The sequence below is a fragment of the Stenotrophomonas sp. STEN023 genome, from assembly GCF_056760135.1.
In genome coordinates this window covers 1-23,990 of the sequence record NZ_JBRREF010000075.1, presented here as the reverse complement: position 1 = coordinate 23,990, position 23,990 = coordinate 1, and the positions used below count along the sequence as shown (strand labels likewise).

23 protein-coding genes are annotated in these 23,990 nt (G+C 63.4%); 11 read left to right on the top strand and 12 right to left on the bottom strand.

Features of this window, described 5'->3' with window-relative positions; genetic code table 11:
• Positions 1-109: 109 nt before the first annotated feature.
• Genes ACVOLV_RS17565 through sstT form a run of 3 tightly spaced genes read right to left on the bottom strand, consistent with a single transcriptional unit; the run spans position 110 to position 2,339 of the window.
• Positions 110-412 (bottom strand): AzlD domain-containing protein, encoded by a 303-nt coding sequence (locus tag ACVOLV_RS17565; RefSeq protein WP_481555471.1) that lies wholly within the window; start codon positions 410-412, stop codon positions 110-112.
• Positions 409-1,134: an AzlC family ABC transporter permease gene (locus tag ACVOLV_RS17560; protein ID WP_481555470.1), complete on the bottom strand. Its 726-nt coding sequence runs from the start codon at positions 1,132-1,134 to the stop codon at positions 409-411. Before ACVOLV_RS17560 ends, ACVOLV_RS17565 begins: the two co-directional genes overlap by 4 nt.
• Positions 1,134-2,339: a serine/threonine transporter SstT gene (gene sstT / locus ACVOLV_RS17555; protein ID WP_481555469.1), complete on the bottom strand. Its 1,206-nt coding sequence runs from the start codon at positions 2,337-2,339 to the stop codon at positions 1,134-1,136. Before sstT ends, ACVOLV_RS17560 begins: the two co-directional genes overlap by 1 nt.
• 123 nt (positions 2,340-2,462) lie before the next feature.
• Here sstT and ACVOLV_RS17550 point away from each other — a divergent pair, with 123 nt between their 5' ends.
• A complete protein-coding gene (locus tag ACVOLV_RS17550; protein WP_481555468.1) occupies positions 2,463-4,034 on the top strand; it encodes a phospholipase D family protein in 1,572 nt (523 codons plus the stop codon).
• 239 nt (positions 4,035-4,273) lie between these two features.
• On the opposite strand, the gene ACVOLV_RS17545 is transcribed toward ACVOLV_RS17550, so the two are convergent.
• Positions 4,274-5,335 (bottom strand): HDOD domain-containing protein, encoded by a 1,062-nt coding sequence (locus ACVOLV_RS17545; RefSeq protein WP_481555467.1) that lies wholly within the window; start codon positions 5,333-5,335, stop codon positions 4,274-4,276.
• A 648-nt stretch (positions 5,336-5,983) separates the two neighbouring features.
• Between ACVOLV_RS17545 and ACVOLV_RS17540 the strand changes: the two genes are divergently transcribed.
• From ACVOLV_RS17540 to ACVOLV_RS17525, 4 genes are read left to right on the top strand one after another with little or no spacing between them, the layout of a single operon-like run.
• Positions 5,984-6,340 carry a Rieske (2Fe-2S) protein gene (locus ACVOLV_RS17540; RefSeq protein WP_481555466.1) on the top strand — a complete coding sequence of 119 codons (357 nt, stop codon included), beginning with the start codon at positions 5,984-5,986 and terminating at the stop codon, positions 6,338-6,340.
• Positions 6,337-6,786 carry a recombinase-like helix-turn-helix domain-containing protein gene (locus tag ACVOLV_RS17535; RefSeq protein WP_481555465.1) on the top strand — a complete coding sequence of 150 codons (450 nt, stop codon included), beginning with the start codon at positions 6,337-6,339 and terminating at the stop codon, positions 6,784-6,786. Before ACVOLV_RS17540 ends, ACVOLV_RS17535 begins: the two co-directional genes overlap by 4 nt.
• The gene (locus ACVOLV_RS17530) at positions 6,786-7,121 is read left to right on the top strand and encodes an SDR family oxidoreductase (RefSeq protein ID WP_481555473.1); all 336 of its coding nucleotides are present in this window, start codon (positions 6,786-6,788) and stop codon (positions 7,119-7,121) included. Before ACVOLV_RS17535 ends, ACVOLV_RS17530 begins: the two co-directional genes overlap by 1 nt.
• A gap of 13 nt (positions 7,122-7,134) precedes the next feature.
• The gene (locus tag ACVOLV_RS17525; protein WP_481555464.1) at positions 7,135-7,929 is read left to right on the top strand and encodes an IclR family transcriptional regulator; all 795 of its coding nucleotides are present in this window, start codon (positions 7,135-7,137) and stop codon (positions 7,927-7,929) included.
• A 131-nt stretch (positions 7,930-8,060) separates the two neighbouring features.
• Here ACVOLV_RS17525 and ACVOLV_RS17520 read toward each other — a convergent pair whose 3' ends face one another.
• A complete protein-coding gene (locus tag ACVOLV_RS17520) occupies positions 8,061-8,351 on the bottom strand; it encodes a hypothetical protein (RefSeq protein ID WP_481555463.1) in 291 nt (96 codons plus the stop codon).
• A gap of 103 nt (positions 8,352-8,454) precedes the next feature.
• Between ACVOLV_RS17520 and ACVOLV_RS17515 the strand changes: the two genes are divergently transcribed.
• Both ACVOLV_RS17515 and ACVOLV_RS17510 read left to right on the top strand, forming a co-directional pair.
• Positions 8,455-9,264, top strand: coding sequence for a carboxylesterase family protein (locus tag ACVOLV_RS17515; RefSeq protein ID WP_481555462.1), 810 nt, complete (start codon positions 8,455-8,457; stop codon positions 9,262-9,264).
• Positions 9,265-9,551: 287 nt separating this feature from the next.
• Entirely contained in the window at positions 9,552-12,308 is a 2,757-nt protein-coding gene (locus ACVOLV_RS17510) for a bifunctional diguanylate cyclase/phosphodiesterase (RefSeq protein WP_481555461.1), read from the top strand.
• Positions 12,309-12,492: 184 nt separating this feature from the next.
• On the opposite strand, the gene ACVOLV_RS17505 is transcribed toward ACVOLV_RS17510, so the two are convergent.
• Positions 12,493-13,128: a LysE/ArgO family amino acid transporter gene (locus ACVOLV_RS17505; protein ID WP_303749422.1), complete on the bottom strand. Its 636-nt coding sequence runs from the start codon at positions 13,126-13,128 to the stop codon at positions 12,493-12,495.
• Between the two features lie 133 nt (positions 13,129-13,261).
• Between ACVOLV_RS17505 and ACVOLV_RS17500 the strand changes: the two genes are divergently transcribed.
• Positions 13,262-14,167 (top strand): LysR family transcriptional regulator ArgP, encoded by a 906-nt coding sequence (locus ACVOLV_RS17500; protein ID WP_481555460.1) that lies wholly within the window; start codon positions 13,262-13,264, stop codon positions 14,165-14,167.
• A 107-nt stretch (positions 14,168-14,274) separates the two neighbouring features.
• Positions 14,275-15,414, top strand: coding sequence for an extracellular native short-chain-length polyhydroxyalkanoate depolymerase PhaZ7 (gene phaZ7, locus ACVOLV_RS17495; RefSeq protein ID WP_481555459.1), 1,140 nt, complete (start codon positions 14,275-14,277; stop codon positions 15,412-15,414).
• Positions 15,415-15,438: 24 nt separating this feature from the next.
• On the opposite strand, the gene ACVOLV_RS17490 is transcribed toward phaZ7, so the two are convergent.
• The 4 genes from ACVOLV_RS17490 to ACVOLV_RS17475 form a co-directional block, all read right to left on the bottom strand.
• On the bottom strand, positions 15,439-16,191 hold the full coding sequence (locus ACVOLV_RS17490; RefSeq protein ID WP_481555458.1) for a transporter: 753 nt from the start codon (positions 16,189-16,191) through the stop codon (positions 15,439-15,441).
• A gap of 239 nt (positions 16,192-16,430) precedes the next feature.
• Complete coding sequence (locus ACVOLV_RS17485; protein ID WP_481555457.1) at positions 16,431-17,354, bottom strand: M14 family metallopeptidase; 924 nt, start codon at positions 17,352-17,354, stop codon at positions 16,431-16,433.
• A 213-nt stretch (positions 17,355-17,567) separates the two neighbouring features.
• Positions 17,568-18,452, bottom strand: a complete 885-nt coding sequence (locus tag ACVOLV_RS17480) for an acyltransferase (protein ID WP_481555456.1) — start codon at positions 18,450-18,452, stop codon at positions 17,568-17,570.
• A 170-nt stretch (positions 18,453-18,622) separates the two neighbouring features.
• Positions 18,623-19,345 carry a cyclic nucleotide-binding domain-containing protein gene (locus tag ACVOLV_RS17475; RefSeq protein ID WP_481555455.1) on the bottom strand — a complete coding sequence of 241 codons (723 nt, stop codon included), beginning with the start codon at positions 19,343-19,345 and terminating at the stop codon, positions 18,623-18,625.
• A gap of 255 nt (positions 19,346-19,600) precedes the next feature.
• Between ACVOLV_RS17475 and ACVOLV_RS17470 the strand changes: the two genes are divergently transcribed.
• Positions 19,601-20,461: a diguanylate cyclase domain-containing protein gene (locus ACVOLV_RS17470; protein WP_481555454.1), complete on the top strand. Its 861-nt coding sequence runs from the start codon at positions 19,601-19,603 to the stop codon at positions 20,459-20,461.
• A 144-nt stretch (positions 20,462-20,605) separates the two neighbouring features.
• Here ACVOLV_RS17470 and ACVOLV_RS17465 read toward each other — a convergent pair whose 3' ends face one another.
• Positions 20,606-21,550: an MBL fold metallo-hydrolase gene (locus tag ACVOLV_RS17465; RefSeq protein ID WP_481555472.1), complete on the bottom strand. Its 945-nt coding sequence runs from the start codon at positions 21,548-21,550 to the stop codon at positions 20,606-20,608.
• Positions 21,551-21,771: 221 nt separating this feature from the next.
• Here ACVOLV_RS17465 and ACVOLV_RS17460 point away from each other — a divergent pair, with 221 nt between their 5' ends.
• Positions 21,772-22,752: a tetratricopeptide repeat protein gene (locus tag ACVOLV_RS17460; protein ID WP_481555453.1), complete on the top strand. Its 981-nt coding sequence runs from the start codon at positions 21,772-21,774 to the stop codon at positions 22,750-22,752.
• 49 nt (positions 22,753-22,801) lie between these two features.
• Here ACVOLV_RS17460 and ACVOLV_RS17455 read toward each other — a convergent pair whose 3' ends face one another.
• A complete protein-coding gene (locus tag ACVOLV_RS17455; protein WP_481555452.1) occupies positions 22,802-23,842 on the bottom strand; it encodes a S66 peptidase family protein in 1,041 nt (346 codons plus the stop codon).
• Positions 23,843-23,990: the final 148 nt, after the last annotated feature.

Below are 23,990 nucleotides of genomic sequence, written 5' to 3'. Positions count from 1 at the left end.
CCCCCCCACACAAACTCTGGTCGGGCTGGTGTGCGCGTTCCCTCCTCCGGTCCTCGCGTGTTCGAACCTGTGGGGCGGCTGACGCCGCTCCCACAAACGCAAACTGCGCTCATAGCAATCGAATCAGCGCCGCTGCCGCCGCACCTGCAATCACCACCAGCAGAAACGGCAGCCGCAGCATCAAGGCGACCGCCGCAGCCAACAACGCGCCAATGCGCGCATCGAAGGCCAGCCCTTGCCCGGCCGAAACCGTGTTCATTGCTGTCAATGAAGCCAGCAGACCGATGGTCAGGCAACCTGCAACGCGGTTCATGCGCGGCGATTCAAGCCAGCGCACCGGCACGAGGTAACCGGCAAACTTGATTGCCCACGCCGCTACGCAACCCAGTACGATCCACGCCCACAAACTCATGGCAGCGACTCCTGGACCTTCGGCGCAACATCAGGCTCCAGGCCTTCGTCCGCCGGGCCCTTGCCAAACCAGCCCCAGACCGCAGCCACCGCGGCAGCCAATAGAATCGGCACGCCGGCTGGCACCCACGGCAGCGCCAGCACTGTCACCAAGGCGCAGACCACGGCGATTGCAATGGGCTCGCGCGAACGTAGCCGCGGCCACAGCAAACCAAGAAACGCCGCCACCGCCGCACCATCCAGGCCCCACTGGCGCGGGTCACCCAACGCATCACCGAGCAAGGCACCCAACAGGGTGAACAGGTTCCAGCACAGGTAAACACCCAGCCCCGCCACCCAGAAGCCGCGCCGCTGCTCCAGCGGTTCGGTCTGACTGGCTGCAGTGGCAGCCGATTCATCGATGGTGACCTGCGCGGCCAACGGCCTGAGCCAGCCACGCGGGCGCAGCATGCGGTTGATCTGCGCGCCGTATACCGCGTTGCGGATGCCCAGCAAGGTGGCCGCGCCAAACGCCGCCGCACCCGCACCGCCAGCACCAATCACACCGATGAAAGCGAACTGCGAGCCACCGGTGAACATCAGCAGGCTCAGTGCAGCGGTCTGCGCCACGCTGAAACCCGATGCAACCGCCAGCGCACCAAACGAGATGCCATACAGGCCCGTCGCAATCGCTATCGAGATACCGATGCGTACCGCTGGTGTGATGCGCGCGGCGGTGCTCATCAGGCGTGACCGCGTGCTTGTTCGGCTGCGGCGACAAACACCACATCGGTGGATGAGTTCAATGCGGTTTCCGCTGAATCCTGGACCACGCCGACGATGAAGCCGACTCCGACCACCTGCATGGCGACATCATCGGAAATACCGAACAGGCCGCAAGCCAATGGGATCAGCAGCAACGAGCCACCCGGCACGCCGGATGCACCGCAGGCACCGATCGCGGCAACCACGCTGAGCAGCAACGCCGTGCCCAGATCTACCGGGAAGCCCAAGGTATGCACTGCGGCCAGCGTCAGTACCGAAATGGTGATTGCCGCACCGGCCATATTGATGGTCGCGCCCAGCGGCACCGCCACCGAGTAGGTGTCCTCGTGCAGGCCGAGCTTGCGGCACAGTTCCATGTTGACCGGGATATTGGCCGCCGAGGAACGGGTGAAGAACGCGGTGATGCCACTGTCGCGCAGGCAACGCAACACCAACGGATACGGATTGCGGCGGGTCACCACGGCGACGATCAGCGGATTGCCAACGAAAGCCATGAACAACATTGCACCTACCAGCACTGCGAGCAGATGCAGGTAGTCCTTCAATGCGCCCAAGCCTGACTCGGCCAACACCGAGGCAACGATGCCGAACACACCCAGCGGCGCGAGCTTGATCACCAGCCGCACCAGCCGGGTGATGGCGTCGGACAGGTCGCTGACCAACGTGCGGGTGGTCTGGCTGGCGTGACGCAATGCCAGGCCAAGGCCCACTGCCCATGCCAACAAGCCGATGTAATTTGCATCAAGCAGTGCGTGCACCGGGTTGTCGACGATCTGCATCAGCAAGGTATTGAGCACCTCACCGATACCTCCCGGCGCACTCATGCCGGCCTCGGCGGTCTTCAGCGTCAACTTGCTGGGAAACAGAAAACTTGCCGCCACACCCACCAGCGCCGCCGCCAGCGTGCCGATCATGTACAGCACCAGGATCATCCGCATATGGGTCTTCTGGCCGCGCTGGTGGTTGGCGATGGACGCCGTAACCAGAACCAGCACCAACACCGGCGCCACCGCTTTCAGCGCGGTAATGAACACCGTGCCCAGCAGCCCCGCGGCCGTTGCGCCCGTAGGCCAGACCAGCGCCAACACGATACCGGCGATCAGGCCGATGACAATCTGCAGCACCAGGCTGGGCGCCCGGGAAGAGGTGGAACGTTCAGTCATTACAGCACTCACGGCAAACGCAAACCCCGATTCTCGCCCACCGGGGGCGTTGGCCGCACCCCCGGAACGTCACGGAACCAGGACAAACTGCCGCCAACACGCGAACCCCGCTAGGATGCGCGCATGGAAACCAAGCATCGTCCCAAACGTCTGCTGCGCTGGTTGGCTTACCTGCTCGGCGCGGTGGTGTTGCTGATCGGCAGCGGCCTGCTGCTGGGCGACCACCTCACCCCGAAGGCAGTCGGTGCGCCTTCACAGGCCTTGCCACTGCAGGCACAACAGACCTTGATCGACCGCCAACTGCAGCCGTTGCTGGCTGAACATCCGGGCAAAAGCGGCGCGGTTTACCTGTCTGACGGGCTCGAAGCCTATGCGGCGCGCTCCATCATCACCCGTCAGGCCGGACGCAGCCTGGACCTGCAGTACTACATGTGGCACGACGACATGCTCGGCCACCTGCTTGCACATGACGTCTACCAGGCGGCCGACCGCGGCGTGCGCGTGCGCCTGTTGCTGGATGACATGAACGCCGCCGGGCTGGACCCGCAGATGCTGGCGTTGGACAACCACCCCAACATCGAGATCCGCCTGTACAACCCGTTCCGCAATCGCGACGGCCTATGGCGCCTTGTCGAGATGGTGCAGCGGGTTTTCAGCATCAACCACCGCATGCATAACAAGGCCTGGATCGCCGATGGTCGCGTCGCCATCGTCGGCGGCCGCAATATCGGCGCGGAATACTTCGATGCGCGCCCGGACGTGAACTTCCGCGACCTGGACCTGCTCCTCGCGGGCCCTGTGACCCACGAGGCCAGCACGGTATTCGATGACTTCTGGAACAGCGACGCGGTAGTGCCAATTGCAGCCCTGCATTACAGCACCGACCAGCAGATGGCCAACTTCATCAGCCAGGCCGAGCTGGATGCCCGCCAACAGGAGGCCGCGCCCTATCTGGAACGGGTGCGCGCGCGCTTCACCGATGCCTACCTCGGCAAACAGCTGGACCTGTACTGGACTGACGGCGTTCACATCCGCTCCGATCCACCACGCAAGCCGCTTGGCGGCGACAGCAGCGACTGGCTGGTGAGCCACCTGGTCGAGGTACTGGGCAGCGCAAAGCACAAGTCCTTGCTGATATCGCCCTACTTCGTCCCCGGCGCGGCCGGCACCAAGGGGCTGATCGCGCAGGCGCAAAGCGGCGTCCAGGTCGGCATCATCACCAATTCGTTGGCCGCCAATGACGTGGCTGCCGTGCATAGCGGCTATATGCACTACCGCCGGCCATTGCTGGCCGGGGGCGTGCAGCTGTACGAGCTCAAGGCCCATGGCCACGTCGAGAAGGCATCCACCTTCGGCAGCAGTGGCGCAAGCCTGCACACCAAGGCCTTCGTGGTGGACGACCGACGCGGCTTCGTCGGCTCATTCAACCTCGACCCGCGCTCGGCCTACCTCAATACCGAAATGGGCGCACTGTTCGATGATCCGGTGCTGGCTGCACGGCTGCAACAGGAATACCTGCGCCTTTCCAGCCCAGAGTTGAGCTACTGGACCTACCTCAACAAGGATCACGAGCTGCGCTGGCTTGACCGCAACAAGACCCCGCCAATCAGCCTGCGCACCGAACCGGACACCAGCCTGATGCAGCGTGCCAGCACCAGGGTGATCAGCTGGCTGCCGTTGGAATCGCAGCTGTGAATGAAGCCTCAAACCACGCGAAATTCGTGAAGCCTGAGGAACCGTAGCGCGGGTAAGCGCTGCGCACCCGGGGACGTGGGCTGAAGGTGTGACAGATCGGCAGATCCTCGCAACGGGTGAGTTGCGCTTACCCTGGCTACGCTGCTGGAGTTACCGCTGCACTCCGCGCCGGATAGCGGCAAGTGCTTTCAACCCGACAAGAGAACAGCACCGACCCGCGTCCAGCGTGCATGGATGGCTCACTCCTGCACACCGTCAGCCTGATGCATCCGCTTCCACAGCCACATCGCCACGTGCTCGGGCAGCTCGCCAGCGAGTGCGGCACAGGCGTCGGCCTCGGTCATCAAGCCCTGCGCATGCAGCATCGCCGCACTGGCCGCAAGCTGGCCTATCTGCAGTGAGCGCGCCAAACCAGTGGCCGCATCTGCATCCACCTGCTTGAGCGCCTGCACGATGGGCGCGGAGAGCTTCCAATGCTCGGCAATCCGCACCGCTGTAGGTGCACTGCAGCGCGCCAGCACTTCCAGCAGCGTGCCGGGCTCGCGTGTACGCAGCGGTGGCCTGGCGAGCACGTCGGCGGCAGCCTGCATCGCCATCGCCGCACTTAGCCCCAGCAGCAAGCCCGCCAACTGTGCTGCAAAACCGTCCTCGCGCTCGACGCTGCGCGCGTGATCGGCCGCGGCAAGTGACACCCGCAGAGTGTGCTCCCACAACAGCCGTGCGAACTCGGCATCCACGCCGGTGGCCGACTCCATCACCGGCTGCACCAGTGCGGCGGAGATGATCTGGCGGATGCCATCGTTGCCGATCAGGGTCACCGCCCGCTCGATGCTCTGTACATCCTGCTGTTGCAGACGGTAGAGCGAACTGTTGGCGATGCGCAGCAGCGTAGCCGCCAGTACCGCGTCACTGCCAATGATGCGCGCGATTGAACGCGACGAGGCTGTGCTGTCATTGACACTCTGAATGAGCTGCGGCAACAGGTTCGGCCGCCGAGGCGTGTAACGCGAGGACAGATCGGTACGGCTCAACGCCGCAACCACATCGTCCACTACCGCCCGCTGCACCCGCAACTCGTCATCCCCCCCCTCAACGACACCGAGCGCAGCAAGCAGAAAACGCCGCCGCATATCTTCAGTGCAACCCTCCGGACCCGGCGCGGGCACGGCGATGCCGGTCTCGCCTTCAACAGTTGCATACGTGCGTCGCTGCGGCCGCGCCGCTTCGTCATTGCCACGCAGCCAGAGCCAGACCAGGCCTCCGACCACAACTGCTGCAAGCACTGCCGAAATAATCACCATGAGAGAAGCAGAAACGGTCCGCGCGGAGAACTGCCTTGTATATCGGCCTACGGTTGATTTCCTTTAACGGCGGCCGACACTGGCGATTACAAAAATGAATAAAACAACACTGCCAAACCCACTCCACTTTCTAATCAATCAAAGTTCTTTTAAGACAAATCCCAAAGCAACCCGACAATAAGCGATTCTATATTCGATTGAACAAATTGTTTCTCATTCAATTCTCCATACATCACCATGGCCGCAGCCATGACCATTAACAAGCCACCCCGACCGCGATTTAACAACAGTTCCAAGAATCCTCGATTCGCATCACCACGTTCCGCTCCCGGGCGTTATTGGACACCTGCCAAGCCCAGCACTGACAAGCAACATGCAGTAGCAGAAGTAGACCAAAGCCCATGAAACATGGCACATGAATGAATATTTAGTTTCACCCGTCAAACCAGACATCTTCGACCAACAGAACGCATATCGCTGATCCTCCGAGTGCAAAGTAAATAGATCCAACGAAATATCGAATCTGTGAATAACAGCACATGGAGACGGCCGCTTTCCTTATTGCAGCCAATCCAGCTGCTGCTATGTTGAATCATAGTTTCTGTAATGAGATTTAGTTTCAAATATAAAACCTCACCCTCAATACCGATGAGCGGGCAGAACAATATGACATGGAAACCGGTTTTCAATCAGTCGCAGGTACGCGACGAATACCCTATTGCGGCCAAGGTCGCCGGCAAGGCAATCGGCATATTCATGGTCGATGGCTACCACTACGCCCTCGAGGATGTCTGCCCACATGCCCATGCCCTGCTCAGCCCAGGATTCGTCGAGGACGCCACGGTCGTATGCCCACTGCATGAAGCGGTGTTCGACATCCGCACAGGCCGCCGCCTGCGCGAACCTGGCGGCCGCAACCTGCGCAGCTACCCGTTACGGCTGCAGGGTGAGGACATCCAGATCGATCTGTCGAGGATCGAAAGAGCCGTGGAGGAAGTTGCATGAGTACACGACCGGATTTCAATCCGCAGCTCGATCAGTGGCAGAAGCCACTCCCGAGCAATGATCCCGGCGCCGGCGCCATCGAGCAGCCCGGCCAGTACCGCAGCATCGTCTGGCAGACCCGCACACGTGTCCCCACAGAGCGCGAACTGCGACTCGCGCAAGCTTTGGAGCGGGCCCCAGGCAATGGCGCAAGCGAGGTCGCCGACCTCGTCGAGCAACTCAACGACATCGGCGCCTACAACCATGGTCGCGTGCATGCACTGGAAGACTGCTGCCCGCACCGTGGTGCACGCCTGGCGACCGGCTGGAACCAGGGCGGGCGCCGCATCGTCTGCTGGTACCACGGCATCGAGGTTGGTGCAATTTCGCCTCCGATGCGCGCAACCAGAAGTTCCGCCAAGCGCATGAGCCCGGTCAGCGCGCATCCGCAAACGGCAAGATCGTGATGCTCGTCTCCGATACCGCCCCATGGGGCGCAGCGCTGTTGTTGGTCAATGTGGCAAGCAAAGGCCCAGTACTGGCAACGACACGCTCCATGGCGCGCGAACTCGGTGCCGACGGTATCTGCGCCCATGCAATCGCGCCCTGCCCGACCCGCTGCGAGGCCACCGAGTACGTACCAGACCGTCACGCGCTCTACCACAACGTTCGCAACCTATCGTGCGTGCATATCCCGGCAGCCACTGACGGCACGGTGCTTTACCTGCCGTCCGATCTCTCTGATTTCGTCGGCGGGCAGGTAAAGCACCGTGCCGTCAATGGCCGCTTTGTTTTCAACTAGAAGGATGGCGGAAATGTTATCGCCCCAGGCAACAACGCTGAAAGAACCGACCCGCTACATGGTGCCGGCACTGGAAAAGGGCCTGAACATGCTGTTGCTGTTTGGACAGAACCGCGGTGAGCTGAGCTTCACCCAGGTCTGCCAGCGTACTGGGCTGCCCAAAGCCTCGGTGTATCGCACAGTACAGACGCTGGAACAGATGCGCTTCCTCACCCGCAATACAGCCAGCGGCGGCTATAGCCTTGGCATCAGCGTGCTGCGCCTGGGCTTTGACTATCTGTCATCGATGGACATCGTGCAGATCGGGCAGCCGGTGATACAGCGCCTGCGCGATACGAGCAGCTACTCGGCACACCTATGCGTACTGGATGGGCGCGATATTGTCTACGTCGCCCGGGCGTGCGCGATCGGCGAAGTCGGCTCGGGCGTTGGCGTCGGCACCCGTCTTCCGGCGCATTGCACCGCGATCGGTCGGGTACTGCTGATGTCACTGCCACAGCAGGAAGTAAACACGTTGTTCCCCGAGCCGAGTTTTTCTTCCACCTCAGAGCAAGGCCCGAAAACGCCCCAGGAGCTGATCGACCTACTTGGCAGCGACAGCGCCCGCGGCCATGCCATCAGCGAGTCGTACTACCAACCCGGTGTGTCATCGATTGCGTACCCGCTCAGGGATCCCGAAGGCAATGTGCTGGCGTCGATCAGCGTGATGGTTCCGCGCTCGGTGCTGCCCCCGGACCTGAAGCTGTCGCTGAGCATGCAGGTAAAGAAAGCCGCGCTCGAAATCGAGGGATTCCTGCACGCGTCCTAGCTGGATTGATGCTGCATTCAATCACTACACATTGCTGTCGTTGTTTGCCTGTTTCGCTGACCTCGACGCCCGAATCCGCAAGGATTCGGACAGCCCTGCCGCGGGCATCGATACAGCGCAGCCGGGTCGACTTACTTCTTCTGCTTGTACAGACGCACGCCCATCGGCCCCTGTAGCGAACCGTCCTCGTTGACAGTGAACTCCAAGGCCTCGCCATTGCTGTCAGGCGCATCCACCGTCAGCCTGTCACCGTCACGGCTGTAGTGGCTCTGTTGTGACTTGCCCAGCGTCTGCACCGTGACCTTGCCATCGGAGGCGAAGGTGTAGCTCAGCATACCCATGCCATCGCCCCAGGTTCCGCTCAGGCCCTGGCTGCAGGCAGCCAGCAGGGCTGTCAGCGCAACGATCAGCAACTTCCTCATGCAACACTCCAGTAATTCCGCCGCCCCAGCGGCGTATTCGCAGGCATTCTGGCACAGGCCCAATCACGCTAGGCTAGCGCCGTTCGCAACGGAGTCCGGCACGATGGTTCGTATCCTGATATCGCTTTGCCTGCTGGCCCTGCTGCAGGGCTGCAGCACCTCGCCCACCGCAACTGCCGGCGCCAGCGCGCAGGTGCAAGGTCGGTTTGTTGACCGTCAGCTGAGTTTCGAGGGCCGCGAATTCCGCTACCAGGTGTTCGTGCCAGCCACTTCCGCAACTGCCGCAGGTGCACGCCCCTTGCTGCTGTTCCTGCATGGTTCGGGCGAGCGCGGCGACGATGGCCGCAAGCCCTTGCTGGCCGGCGTGGGGCCATGGCTGGGCGAGAATCGCGACACATTCCCAGCACTGGTGGTGTTCCCACAAGTTCCGGAAGGTGAAGAGTGGCGCGGCCGCAATGCACGCATGGCGCTTGCCGTACTGGATGCCGCCAGCGCCGAGTTCGCTGCCGATCCGCGCCGCATCTATCTCAGTGGCATCTCGATGGGCGGCTACGGCAGCTGGGAGCTGGCCTTGACCCGTCCCGAGCAGTTTGCCGCACTGGTACCGATCTGCGGTGCGGTGCGCGCGCCGCGTGCCGAACGTCCCGGGCTGGTGGTCGACCAGGTCGCGGCGGAGGACGATCCCTACCAGAGCACGGTCAGCCGACTACGCGATGTACCCACCTGGATTTTCCACGGTGCGCTGGATGAGCTGGTGCCCACCACCGATGACCGCGCCATCGCCGCCGCCAGCCAGCGAATGGGCGCGAACTTCCGCTACACCGAGTACCCCGGCGTCCACCACAACGCCTGGGACCCCACCTACCGCAACCCGGCGATGTGGCAGTGGCTGTTCGCTCAACAACGGCCTTGATCACCGTAGCTGCCTGAGAAGGGCGTCATGCCTGCGCGGCCGCTGTGGGGGGCCGGCTGCGTGCACTCTTGACCGAACTGCGATAGCGTGACTGCAATCACGTATCTGCAGGGCCGCCTACACCTGCCCTGCACGGCAGGGGTCGGACAGTTGCAGGCGACGCTTCGCGCGTCACCTCGCTCCCAGGTACACGGAGTTCGTGCCATGAAAGGGCCGCACCATGCCTGCAATCCTGCAGGTACAGCGGTGTAATGCGCTAAGCTGGAATGGAAACCGGAGACTCACGCTTGGCAAACAACGCATCGGCAACGCTGGACCCGTTGCCGCGCACCCGTGGTCTGCACTCCCGGTTGCACCTTTTGATCCTCGCCACGCTGTTGCCGCTGCTGGTGATCGGCGCTTTCGCGGTCTGGAATGCAGCCCGCGACTACCGACAGAGCTCGGAACAGCGCCTGCAGGAAACGGCCACCGCGCTTGCACGCGGCGTTGATCAAGGCATCGAGGACAACGTCAACCAGCTGCGCCTGCTGTCGCTGCTGGCGCCGCAGTTGCAGGAGACCGCCCCCGAGCTGCAGGCGTGGGCGCGCGAGAATCCGGATATCCGGCTGATCCAGGACGATGGCGAAGATGCCAGGACACTACCGTCGGGGCTGCTGTACGACGCGCGTCGCGAAAGCAAGGTGCAGGTCTCGGACCTGTTCACCAATGCCATCACCAAGACTCCGGAAGTGGCGATCGCCCTGCCCTTCGACGATCAAGACGGCGCGCGCGTGCTGACCATGGTGCAGCCTTCCAACCGTCTGATTGCCAGCATCATCGGCAATGGCACGGACCAACACCTGCTCGCAGCGGTGGTCGATAGCAATGGTGTCATCGCCGCGCGCACGCTGTCGCCGGAACGCTACATCGGCAAACGCGTGCCCGACTGGCGGGCGCTGCAACTCAGCAACGGCGAGCAAGGCTTGATCGATGCCAGCAGCAAGGAAGGCACTCCGGTGATCTTCGCCTTCCACCGGCTGCAGGCCGCACCGGGATGGACCCTGGTGGTTGGCGAGCCACAGCAAAGCTTCCAGGCGCGCTGGCAGCAGCCACTGCTCGGGATCATTTTCGGCGGCATCGTTGCCGCCTTGATCGCCCTGCTCTGGGCCAACGCCATCGCCCGCAGCATCCTGCTGCCGATTCGCGCCCTGGCCCAGCGCAGCCACAGCATCGTCGCCAACATGGCGGAATTGCCGGACCCCAAACCCTCGCGTATCCGCGAGGTGCACAGCCTGCAGCGCAGCCTCAGCGGCACCGTGGATGCCCTGAAGAAAAGTGCCGATGAAGCCCGCGCCCTGGCCCGCGACCTCAAAGCCAGCGAGCAGCGCTACCGCGCGGTGGCCGAGGCCGGCGCGCTGGTGTTGTGGCAATCCGATCGCAACGGGCAGGTGCTATCGGCCACCGGCTGGCGCGAACTCACCGGGCAATCCAATGAACGTGCCCTCGGCAAGGGATGGCTGCGACGGGTCAACGAGGATGACCTGCCGCAGATAGAGATCGCTTTGGAAAACAGCTTCACCGCCGCTGCCGCCGGCCCGTTGGACGTCGAGTTCCGTGTGCTCGACCTGCACGGCAAGTGGCGCTGGCTGCGAGCACGTGGCGCGCGCATCGGGCACAGTCTGAGCAGTTGGGCAGGCGTACTGGAGGATGTCGACGCACGCCGCCAGGCGCAGGCGCGCATCGCCTACCTGGCCCAGCACGACCCACTGACCTCACTGCCCAATCGCACCATGCTGTTCGAGCGCCTGGACCAGGCCTTGATCGCCGCCCGCCGCGGCCACCACAGCGCCTTGCTGCTGCTGGACCTGGATCGCTTCAAGGACGTCAACGACAGCCTCGGCCACCCTACCGGCGACCATCTATTGCAGGAGGTCGCACAACGCGTGCAGGCCTGCGTGCGCGGCAACGACCTGGTCGCACGCCTGGGCGGTGACGAGTTCGCGATACTGATGGCAGCCGAGAGCCGTGCGCCCGAGGCCGCCTCGGCGTTGGCAGCGCGACTGATCGAAGAGCTTGGCCGCAGCGTCGAGCTGGAAGGCCACCAGTTCGCGATCAGCACCAGCATCGGCATCGCCCTGATCGACGACCAGGCCAAGGGCGCCGATACCCTGATGCGCAATGCCGACCTCGCCCTGTACCGGGCCAAGGATGAGGGCCGTGGCTGCTACCGCTTCTTCGAAGCGGAGATGGACACCCGCATGCAGCGGCGCCGGCAATTGGAAACCGAGCTGCGCTCCGCCTTGCTGCAGCAGCAGTTCGTGCTGCACTACCAGCCCCTGGTGGATCTGCGCAAGCGTCAGGTCAGTGGTTTTGAAGCCCTGCTGCGCTGGAACCATCCGCAGCGCGGCCTGCTCGAGCCCAGCGAGTTCCTCGTCTTGGCCGAAGACATCGGGATGATGGTCGCGCTTGGCGACTGGGTACTGCGGCAAGCCTTGCGCGATGCCAGCCAGTGGCCGCAGCCGATGAAGGTCGCGGTGAATCTTTCGGTATCGCAGCTGGCCCAGGCCAATCTGGCCGACGCGGTCGAGCATGCGCTGGCCGCAAGCGGATTGGCAGCCTCGCGGCTGGAGCTGGAGATCACCGAGGACGCGCTGATCGCCAATATCCAGGCCGCCTCCGCGCAGCTGATGCGGCTGAAGATGGCGGGCGTGTCCATCGTGATGGACGACTTCGGCACCGGCTATTCCTCGCTGGGCTACCTGCGCGCGTTCCCGTTCGACAAGGTCAAGATCGACAAGTCCTTCATCCGTGACCTGGGCGAGCAGCACCAAGGCAGCGCCATCATCGGCGCGGTCTCGCACCTGTGCGCCAAACTCGGCATCACCTCCACCATCGAGGGCGTGGAAACGCAGGCACAGCTGGCCCAACTGCAGGAAGAACACTGCGCCGAAGGTCAGGGCTACGTATTCGGCAGGCCGATGCCGCTGGCGCAGGTGGATGACTTCATCCGCGACTGGCCAAGCCGCTGGGACAAGGACGCCTGGCCCGGCAACATGCGGCCATGAGCGCTACAACACGCTAAGTCGGCCAATTCGCAGCCTGGGTAAGCACAGCGCACGCGGGGCTGTCGGTGGACACAATCAGAGACGCAGGCAATTACCTGCTCCCGGGTGCGCTGCGCTTACCCGGGGCTACGCCGACGCATCATCAGGACCCGGGCACGCCCGGCCGGCCCTGACGAAGGCCGCCTCAATTGACGCCGCGGATTGCCAGGGTCAAGGCGAGCACGCTCAGGATCACCGCGATGGTGCCATCCAGAATCCGCCAGGTGGACGGCTTGGTGAACAACGGCGCCAACATCCGCGCGCCCAGCCCCTGCACCGTCAGCCACACGCCGCTGGCGGTGACCACACCGGCCGCAAAGGCCATGCGCGACTCGCCGAAGTTATCGGCGATGGAACCAATGACCATCATGTCCAGCCAGAAATGCGGGTTGATGATGGAGAAACCGGCCGCCGCCATCAGCGCCGTGCGCAGCGACTGCTCGCCGTTGTCGTCCAGCTTCATGCCACCGCCGCCCGACACCGCACGACGCGCCGACTGCAGCGCATACCAGGTCAGGAAGGCTACGCCGCCCCACAGCAGCACGGTGGTCAGCCACGGCAGCTGCGCGGTCAACTGGCGCAGGCCGGCGACGCTGGCGAGGATGAACACCGCATCGATCGCAAAACACGTGGCGATGATCGGAATCACGTGCTGGCGCATGATCCCTTGGCGCAGGATGAACGCACTCTGCGCGCCAACGATGGCGAACAGACCGATACCGATACCGGCACCACTGAACCAGGCACTGCCTGCAGCTTGGGCGGAAATAACCGAAAACATGGGGAAAAACTCTTCTACCTGGGGGATGGACGCTGCGGGAGAACCCACCGGCACGTCCGGACGCGGCAATTGTCGCAATGCAGCAAGGAAAAGTAGAGCTAAACTTCGTTAACCATCATTAGCAGAACTTAATATGCGCATCGATCATGCCCAGCTGCGGGCCTTGGCCGCCGTCATCCGCGAAGGCAGCTTCGAGCGCGCGGCGCTGTCACTGAACGTCACCGCCTCGGCGGTCTCGCAGCGGATCAAGGCGCTTGAGGACAGAGTCGGCAAACTGTTGATCAAGCGCACCATCCCCACCGAGGCGACGCCGGAGGGCCAGGTACTGGTGCAGCTGGCCGAGCAGACCGCCCTGCTGGAACGCGATGCCTTCGAGCGCATTGGCCTCAGCGATGCCGAGCTGCCACGGGCCAGCATTCCGGTGGCGGTCAACCACGACAGCATGGAAACCTGGTTCCCGGACGCGGTGCAGACCTTCTCGCAGAGCACCTCGACCACCCTGGACCTGCATACCGAAGACCAGGACCACACCGTCGCCCTGCTGCGCCAGGGCGCGGTGATGGGCGCGGTCACCACCTTGTCCGAACCGGTGCAGGGCTGCCAGATCCACGCGCTGGGCAGCATCCGCTATGCGGCTACCTGTACCCCGGAATTCCATGCGCGCCATTTCGCCAAGGGGGTGACCGCACAGGCATTGGCGCAGGCGCCGGTGCTGGTGTTCAACCGCAAGGACGATATGCAGGCCCGTTATGCGCAGCGCCTGGCCGGGGTCGAACAGCCGCACAACGCGCCGACCTGGTGGATTCCCTCCACCCGCGCCTTCGTCCATGCCAACCTCGGCGGGCTCGGCTGGACCATGAACCCACTGCCGCTGGTACGCAGGCACCTGGAAAGCGGGCGGCTGGTCTACGTCAAGGCGCGCGCCTGGGAAGACGTGCCGCTGTACTGGCAGCACTGGAAGGGTGAGGTCAAGACCATGGCCTTGCTGACCCGCGCCATCCTGCAGGCCTCGGCCATGCTGGTGCGCAAACGCAAGTAACCCCTGCATCCGTGCTGCACTGCAAGTTTCCCTAAAGGACACTGCCAGCGCTGGCGGCAGCGGCGGATGCTGGGTTGATCACAACGCACACCCACCGGAGCTGCCAGATGTCGAACGCGCGATCTGTCCCCGTTATTTCCTCGTGGCTGCTCGGCGCGTTTGCCGCGCCACTGGCCGGTGCCATGCTGATGCTGCTGCCGACCAGCGCCAAGGCCCTGGACTGCGGCAGCAACAATGGCTACACCTGCACCGGCACGGCCAGCCAATATGCAGGCGGCTTCAATCCCGGCGTCGGCCAGGGCGGCTTTGGTGGCGGCAGCTGCACGGCGAGCAAGACGCCGGTGGTGTTCATCCATGGCAATGGTGACAGCGCAATCAGCTTCGACATGCCGCCCGCCGCAGTCAGCGGCTACACCACGCCAACACGCTCGATCTACGCCGAGCTCAAGGCCGCCGGCTACAACGACTGCGAGCTGTTCGGCGTCACCTACCTCAGCGCCAGCGAGCGCGCCGCGCCGCAGAACAACTATCACTCGCCAGCCACCTACCAGCTGCTGAAGACCTTCATCGACAAGGTCAAGGCCTATACCGGCAAGAGCCAGGTCGACATCGTCACCCACTCGCTGGGTGCAACCATGGCCCTGGCATCGATCAAGTACAACGCCAACCAGACCAGCGTGCGCCGCTTCATCAACATCGCCGGCGGCCTGCGTGGTCTGCAGACCTGCCGCAGCACCGGCTACCAGTCGGCGCTGGCGCCCACCTGCAATGCCGAGGCCTATGTCTTCCCGTACAACTACTACACCTTCGGCCTGTACCCGAGCACCGGCGTGACCTACTACGGTTACAACCGCTGGACCGGCAGTGGCAGCGGCAGCCTGCGCAGCTTCCCGGCCAGCTATACCGGCATCCGCTTCTACACCATCACCGCCGGCGCGCGTGACCAGGTGCATTGCTTCACCACCAGCTACAGCGCCGGCTGCGCCGACGGTGCACTGTTCAGCACTGCCACCAATGTCTACGCACAGGTGGATATCGGTGCCGGCAGCAGCGCCTACAGCTTCGACTGGGATTGGAGCGACGGCAGCCCGTACAACTTCGGCGGCGGCGACACCAGCAGCGGCGTTGGCCATTTCCGTTCGAAGAACAATGCCGGCCTGATCGTACGCAACATGCTGACCAGCGATTGCACCAGCAATTGCGCGGCCGGTTACAGCGGTGTGTATGGGCCAGCGGTCAATCGCTGAACCGCCAGTCGGTGAACCGCGACATCAATTGAAGTAAAGCGACAGTCCGAAACCACCCTGCCAATCAGTGGTGTCGGCATCCAGGCCGCGCAGCAAGGACGCATCCAGTTGCAGGCGCGGCGTCGCCATCCAGGTCGCACCGGCACCGGCCGCACGCATGTACTGCGCGCCGGTGCCATAACCGAATTCAACGTAAGCGGACAGCTGCGGCCGCAGGGTGAATCCGTAGCTGGGCGAAAACATCCAGCCGCTGCCGTCATCGCCCCATTGCCGGGCGACGTAGAACGCCAGGCTACTATCGCGCGGTAGTGCCCATGCCACGGTCATGCCCAGGTCGTAAGCGTGCCCGCCGTTGCCCAATGGTGCCCTGCCCCATGGCAGGCTCGCAGCGGCTTTCACTGCCAGCGACAGTTGTTCTCCGGCCATGGCAGGCGCCCATTTGAGGGCCACGCTGCCATCGCCACCGCCGCTTTCCTTTGCCCGGACTCCTGCGCCGCGCACGCGCAGACCGCTCCAGCTGTCCGCACCGAGTTGCAGCTCCAGCGTATTGGCGATGCCAAAGCGCAACAGCGTGTCGGTGGTCCATGTAGTCGTGGTGATCCCATCGCCGCGATCACGGCTGGCATCGGGCAGTCCCTGCTCCCAGACAAACCCGCCGGTGCCGACCGTACTGGTGGAGAAGCCGATGCCGGGCCGGTCGAACTCCGGCGCGTCTTCAGCCTTGGCCTGGCCACTGGCCAGCGCAAGCAATGCGAACAGCAGAGACGAGGTCTTCATGTCCGCCATGTTCCATAAGCGGCGGCTGGACGGCGTGAATTACCGCGATCGATGAAGGTGCGGAGGTGTACCGGCTTCAACAGGAGACAAAGCGGGCCGCTTGTTGGGGCTGCTGCGCTGCGTATTGCCCCGGCTACGGTTGTTCTGGATTGTTTGCTTTGGTCGGTGGCGCTGCTGCAAATGAAAAGCCCACCCGATTGTGGCGGATGGGCTTCGCTCAAACCTGCGAACGCGAACTATCAACCATGCGCCAACGCGTAGTCCAAGGCACCGATCACTGCCGCCACCTGCGCGTCGTTGCACTGCTGCGGCGTCGCCTTGGCGCTGTCCGGATAGACTTCGGTGGTGGTCGTGTAACGCGCACCGCTGACGCTGGCGCACAGGCCCAGCGCCTTCAGCGGATACTCGATGACGCCTTCAGCCACCACCGTCGAACCAATGATCTCGCCGTGCTCGTCGGCCGGTGCCAGATGGGTCACCTTGGCGACTTCCGCATTCACCGCCTGCTGGAACTGCGGCTGGCGGTTCTCGGTGTCGTCCACCAGATAGAATCCATCGGGAATCTCGCCCGGCTCGAACGGCTTGCCGTCACGTGCGGCCAGCGCAGGGCGGAATTCGGTTTCATCGGTGTCGGTGGTTTCGTGCAGATCGATATGCATCAGTACGTACCCACGCAAGGGCGCAACCAGGGCCATCAGCGCGGCAGATTCCTGCGCTGGGCTGTTGTCCACGAAAGAGCGGTTCGGATCCAGCGCCAATGCATTCCAACGCTGGATACGCTCATAACCCCACGGGCTGACACAGGGCGCGACCAGCAGATTGCAGCGGCCAGCGTAGCTGGCGGCGCGCTGATCGACGAATTGCAGGGCGCCCTGCACACCGCTGGTCTCATAGCCGTGCACACCACCGGTAACCAGCATTACCGGCAAGGTCTCGTCCCACTGACGGCTGCGGATGGCGAACAGTGGATAGCGACCCGATGGGTAGTTCAGTTCACCGTATTGGGAGACATCGAAGCGCTCGCGCAGCGCATCGATTCTACGCACCACTTCGTCTGCATAGCTGCGCTGCACCTGCTGCTGTTCCAGCCACTGCGCACGCTCCGGCTCACCCCATGCCTGACCGGGGGTTCCAATGGGATAGAAAGCGGCATCAATGCTCATGCGCAGGTCTCTTCAATACGGATATTGGCGCGCACTTTACACCTAACTTGCACAAGCTTCAGGCACCAACGTGGGTTGTGGGAGCGGCGGAAGCCCCGAAGCTCCCACAGCACCGGGTGGCTGAATGCCGGGCATTTCGGCGATGTCAGCTTCGCGGCTGGCGCCGCTCCCACAAACAAATCCGAGCGTTCATGCACGACTGACCGGAATGGATCAGGCGTTGTTCTCAAGCAGACGGGCGATGTCCTCATCCTTCTGCTGCCACAGGCCATTCATCCATTGCTGGAACTGCGCGCGGAAGTTGCGGTCTTCCTGGTAGTTGCGGCCGATGAACTCGGCGGGGATCGGCAGCTTGCGCACCAGCACCTTCACCTCCGGCAGGCGGTTGGCCATCAGGTCCATCATCGAAGGAATGCCCTTCGGATAGACAATGGTCACGTCCAGCAAGGCATGCAGGCCCTTGCCCATCGCATCCAGCACGAAGGCAACACCACCTGACTTGGGCTTGAGCAGGTGCTTGAACGGCGACGCCTGCGATGCATGTTTGGCAGCAGTGAAACGGGTGCCTTCAACGAAGTTCATCACCGACACCGGAATACTGGCGAACTTCTCGCAGGCCTTGCGCGTCACTTCCATGTCGCGCCGCCCCAGCTCGGGATTCTTGGCGATCTGCTTGCGGTTGTAGCGGCCCATGAACGGGAAATCCAACGCCCACCAGGCCAGGCCCAGCACCGGCACCCAGAACAGCGAACGCTTCAGGAAGAAACGCAGCAGCGGGATGCGCCGATTGAATACCTTCTGCAGCACCAGGATATCCACCCAGCTCTGGTGGTTTGCCAGCACCAGATAGTGCCCGTCGCGGTCCAGGCCCTCGGTGCCACTGACGGTGAAACGGGTTGCGGTGAACGCACGGATCATTGCGCTGTTGACTGCGATCCAGCTTTCCGCCAACCCGGTCAACAGCGGATTGCAGGCCCGCCGCACCGATTTCAGCGGCAGCAACGCCTTGAACAGCGCCACCACGAAAAGCGGCAGGCAATGGGCCAGCGTATTGATCGCGATCAACGGGAGAATCAGAGCTACACGCAACCACACCATGGAGTAACCGTGGGGAGCGACCCCAAAAACCAAAGAAGCACAGGGTAGCAAAACCGGCGCTTCAGGATTCATCCTGAACCAAAAAAGGCCGCTGAAACATCAGTCAAGTCACGGAAATTATTGATATTTCACAAACTCCAGCCTCCGCAGCCGGCTGCCAAAGGTGTTGTCTATTGCAGGCTGGTCTGCACCACCTCGACGCGGATACCCGCCTCGGCCATGGCCTGGTTGGCTGCGGCCAGCTTCAATCGCATGTCCTTGCGGAAGCACTGATCAATGGCATGTTCGATCTCGGGCTCGCGGGCCATCAATTGACGTAGCGCATGCCGTTCCAGTGCCAGGTAACGGGTCGGCTTGGCAGTGATCACGGTCGCGGTCGCCGGCATGTCGGTCAGCACGCTGATCTCCCCGGACAGTGCGCCAGCTCCGCACCAGCCGACCACGGCCTCGTTCACCGTCACCGCCAGCTCACCGCTGGCGATGAACAACATGTGGCTGGCCTGTTCGCCATGGCGGATCAGCACCTCGCCCACCCCGGCCTCACGCCACTGCCCCAGATCCAGTACCCGCCGTGCCTGCGCCGGTTCCACCAACGGCAGTACCGCCTCGCGGAAGCGACGCTCTTCGGCGGAGAAATGGGTGATGCGATTGCGGTAGGCCTGCAAGGACAGCTGGCCCACGTTGACCGCCACGAAGATGATCTCCCAGGTGGCACTGACGTAATCGGCGATCATCACCGAATAGCTGATGCTGAGCAGCCCGGACGCCACCGCAAGGGCGCGCAGCAACATCATCCGTGTCATCAGCATCGACAGGATCAGCAGCAGATAGCTGGCGTGGCCGACCATGCCGTCCAGTGAAAGCGCGGATTGCAGAAAACTGTTCAGGTCCATGCGGCGAGCATGCGGCAAGCCTCGGCCGACCACAATTGGCAATAGCGGCAGCGCCTCCCGAACCCGGCCATTGGATCCGAGCATCCTCCAGTACTCGCCGATCCTCGTCCTGACCGAGATCGCATACCGCACTGCACCCGCACTTGCCTGCGCCTGCTTTTCGCCCTCGGGCAGCACCTGCGTGGGACGCGCCCCGACATACGCTGTAATCTGGAGACGGCATAATCCCAGCCCTCGCAGTTGCCGTATTTACCTATGCCCTTCAAGTTGCCGCTACTTGGTGAAGTCCTTGACCTGCTCCCCGATGCGGTCTGCATGGTTGCCCCGGATGGCGAACTGCTGATGGTCAATGCCGCGTTCGAGACCATCTTCGGCTACACGCCTGCCGAGGCCGTAGGCCGCCAGATCATGGATCTGGTGCACCCGGAAGACCGCGCCGCCACCGAGCAGTCGGCACTGGATGTGATGGCAGGCCGACCGCGTTCGAACTTCCGTAACCGCTACATCCGCAAGGATGGCAGCGTGGTCGACATCCAATGGTCAGCCAAATGGCTACCGGAGTACGGCATCCGCATCGGCGTCGGCCACGAAGTGACGGCGCTGCGCGGCATCGAACGCCAACTCGAACACCTGGCCAGCCACGACGCGCTTACCGGCCTGCCCAACCGCTACCATCTGCACCGCGAGCTGGAAGCCGCACTTGAGCGTGCGACGCGCAGTGGCGAGGGTCTGGCCCTGCTGTACATCGACCTGGACGGCTTCAAGGCCGCCAACGACCGCTACGGGCATGAAGCCGGTGATCGCCTGCTGCGTGACGCCGCCCGCCAACTGCGCGACGGTCTGCGCCAGAACGACTTGATCGCCCGCGTTGGCGGCGATGAGTTCGTCGCCGTGCTGCCTGCCTGTGCCAGCCCCGACCATGCGCTCAATATTGCCTCGGCGCTGCGCGCACGGCTGTCCCTGTTGCAGAGCCTGGGCAGCGATACACCGCAGATCGACGCCAGCGTCGGCGTGGCCTGCTTCCCTGCCGATGGCAACGATGCCGATGCGCTGCTGCGCCATGCCGATGCCGCGATGTATGCCGCCAAAGCCCAGAAGCGGCTTGGGGGCACCTGAGCCATTGCGGTTGTCGGCAGCGCTTGTCGACCCTCGCAGGCGCGCCGCGCTCTGCCAAGCCCATCGAAACGATCAGGCTCAGTATTCCTTCTGGTCTTGAAGGAACACAGTCAGCAATCGTGGGGTCAGCGAACGGCTTCGGCGTTACTTCCAGGCCATCTCGCCCTTGGCAACCTTGGCACTGAGTTCCAGTGAGGCCTCGCCTTCCAGATCAGGATAGCGCCGCTTCATCGCCGCAATCAGCGCCGCCGAATCCTTGGCCTTGGCCGCTTCTTCATCGAAGGCGCGGATGTAACTGGCGGTGAAATCAACCGCCGCCAGGTCCTGCGGTGCGCCCTGCACGAAGTGGCCGGGAATCACCCGCGCTGGGGCCAGATCCCTGATCTGCTGCAACGCGGCCAGCCAGTCCTGATGCGATTGCGGTGTCTGCGTATCGGCCATGAACACATGCGAGCCGGCGTCCACCAGCACCCCACCCATCACCGTCCTGATCGATGGCACCCACAATGCGGTGCGCTGCGGGCTGGCTCCGTCCAGCCCGATCACCTTCAGCTCCTGCCCTTCCAGTTGCAGGCTATCGCCCTGCAGCGGCGCAGGCACCAGCAGCTGCCTGGGCGCGTTGGCACCCAATTGCGGCCCCCACACCTTCAGCTTTTCGTCCTTGCTGGCCTGGATATGCGCGCTGGTCTGCGGCGTGGCCAGTATCTGTGCGTCAGGGAACGCGGCGTGCAGGGTCTCCAGACCGAAGTAGTAATCCGGATCACCGTGGCTGATGTAGATCGTGGTCAGCTTCTTGCCGGAGGCCTTGACCAGATCGACCAGTTTGGCCGCATCTGCAGTTGAGAACTGCGCATCGACCAGCACCGCATCGCTGGCGCCGGTCAGCAGTTCCGAGGACACAGCGAAGATGGCATCCGCGCCGGGATTGAACACGTCCATCTGCAGCGGCTGCTGGGTGGCTTCCGGCAGGTCGTCCGTTGCCGGCGTCGCTGCTGGAGGCGCCGCTGTAGCTGCACCATCGGGCGTCGTCGGCTTCCCGCACCCTGCCAGGGCCAGCGCCATTGCCGCCACCAATGCCGCGTACTTCATGCCTTCAACGTTCATTGCATTGCTCCAGCAAACCATGGATGAGAACAAGCTGCGCACGATACGCCCCCTTCGGGCCGACGACCGCGCGTTGATGGCAATGCTGGCAACAATTCCGTTATCCAGCCGTTAAAACATGGATGCGCCGCCGCTTACCTGTGTTTCACATGCCTTCCCCGGAGCCCACATGCGATCATCCATGCACCCAGACATCGCTACCCGCAATGACCGCCGAACAGCCAGACCTCGAAGCCATCCATAACCGCGCTTATCTCGCCGTCGATGAAGGCGAATTGAAAGCCGCCACACAGAACTTTGATCTGTTGCTGCAGCACCACCCGGACAACCCGTTCTATCACTACATGCGCGGCCTGGCGCTGAAGTACCAGATGGAATGGGCGGGTTCGTTGCGCGACAATCTGCAGGCCATCGCGCTGGCGGAGGAATTCAGCCAGGCCCAGCATTGGAACGCTGCCATCGCCGCAACCGGTCTTGGCCAGTGGGCGACAGTGCGCAAACTATGGGCTGCCTGTGACATCACCTTGCCCGAAGGTGACGGCCCGATCGATGCCAATTTCGGCGTCGCTGTTGTGCGACTGAATCCATGGAGCGGTGGCGAAACGGTGTTCATGCGCCGCATCGACCCAGTACGGGCCAGCATTCTCAACGTGCCACTACCGGAAAGCGGTCACCGCTTTGGCGACATCGTGCTACACGACGGGGCACCCACCGGCTCACGCTTCGATGGCGAGCGCGAGGTGCATGTGTTCAACGAGTTGGAGCGCCTGCTGCCGTCCGACTTCCAGACCTTCGTGGTGTTCGTGCGCGCGGACAGCGTCGAGGACATCGACGCGCTGCTACGCGCAAGCACACCAGGCATCGGCTACGCCGAAGACTGGACCCGCAGCATCCGCCATTACTGCCTGCGTTGCAGCTACGGTGCGCCGCATAGCCATGCCCAGGAACCCAAGGAAGACGGCGAAGCGCAATGGCAGCCCGAACGCAATCTCGGCATTGCCGCGCAAAGCAGGCTGTCGGTCGAGAAACTGCTCAAAGACTGGGCCGCCGGCAATGCCGGTCGTCATCTGGACGCCATCGAAACCCGCGAGTGTCCGCAGCCGGTGCGCGAGGACGGTCATGCCTGGTGGTTGTCGCCCGAGGATGTAGATCAGGACGAAGACGCGCAAGGCGACGAAGAAGAATAAGCCCCGCACAGTAACGACGTGACGGCTGGCCGCCACGTCGTCGCGCGCCTCACGCGCCGGTCAGCACCGGCGCCAGCAGCCGGAAGGTTCCAGCGTCGGCATCCATCTCGACGCTGCCTCCGACCGGTACGATGAACTGCTCCTTGATGTGGCCGATCATCGCGCCGCGATACGCAGGGATCTTCAGCGGCAGGATGTAGTCGTCGAAGATCTGGTCCAGGGTCAGCGAGCCATAGCCGTCGCCCGGCGAGCAATCGGTACACTCGCCGAAGATGAAGCCGGCAATCTTGTCCAGCGCCCCCATCAGCTTCAAGGTACTGAACATGCGATCGATGCGGTAAGGCGCTTCGGCCACGTCTTCCAGGAACAGAATCTTGCCAGCGAAATCCGGCAGATAGGGCGAGCCAGCGAGTGCGGTGAGCACGGTGAGATTGCCACCGATCAACTCACCTTGCGCCTTGCCGCCACGGATGGTCAGCGTGCGGTTGTCGCGCGGCACCAGCTCATCGTCGCTTTCGCTACGGTTCTGGTACTGCATCAGCTCGCGCCTGAAGAACACGCGCTCGAACTGATCGACGTTGAAGCGGTTCCAGCTGCCTGCGCCAATCTGTCCGTGGAAGGTGACCAGCCCCGTCTTGGCCTGGATCGCGCAATGCAGCGCGGTAATGTCCGAGTAGCCGAGCAGCACCTTGGGATTGGCGCGGATGCGATCGTAGTCGAGCAGCGGCAACAGACGCGCGGCACCGGAGCCGCCGCGCACGCAGATGATGGCCTTGACCTGCTTGTCGCCGAACATGGCATTGAGATCGCCCGCGCGCTCGGCATCGGTGCCGGCAAGGTGGCCATGACGCGCGGCGTAATGCACGCCGGTCTTGACCACCAAGCCCAGCGCTTCCATCGCCTCGCGCGCCAGCTGCAGGCTCAGCCGCTCGCTGCTGGCCGAGGACGGGCTGACCAGCCCCACCGTGTCGCCCTTGTTGAGCCCGGCCGCCAGCAACTGCCCGCGGGTGGCGGCCATCGCGCCCTGCATGCCAAGCAACGGCACCGCTGCCGCCAGCGCCGTACCACCGATGAAACGACGTCGATCCATGTTGCTGCCTGTTACCGGAATGTCCGGTCCAAGAGTAGCAGCGCAAAGCTCCATCTGTAGTGGGGGGGGCCGGGGGGCGGCGGGGGGGGGGGGCCAGGCACCCCCCCCGCCGCGGCGGCCGGGGCGGGGGAGGGGGGGGGGGTGAGGA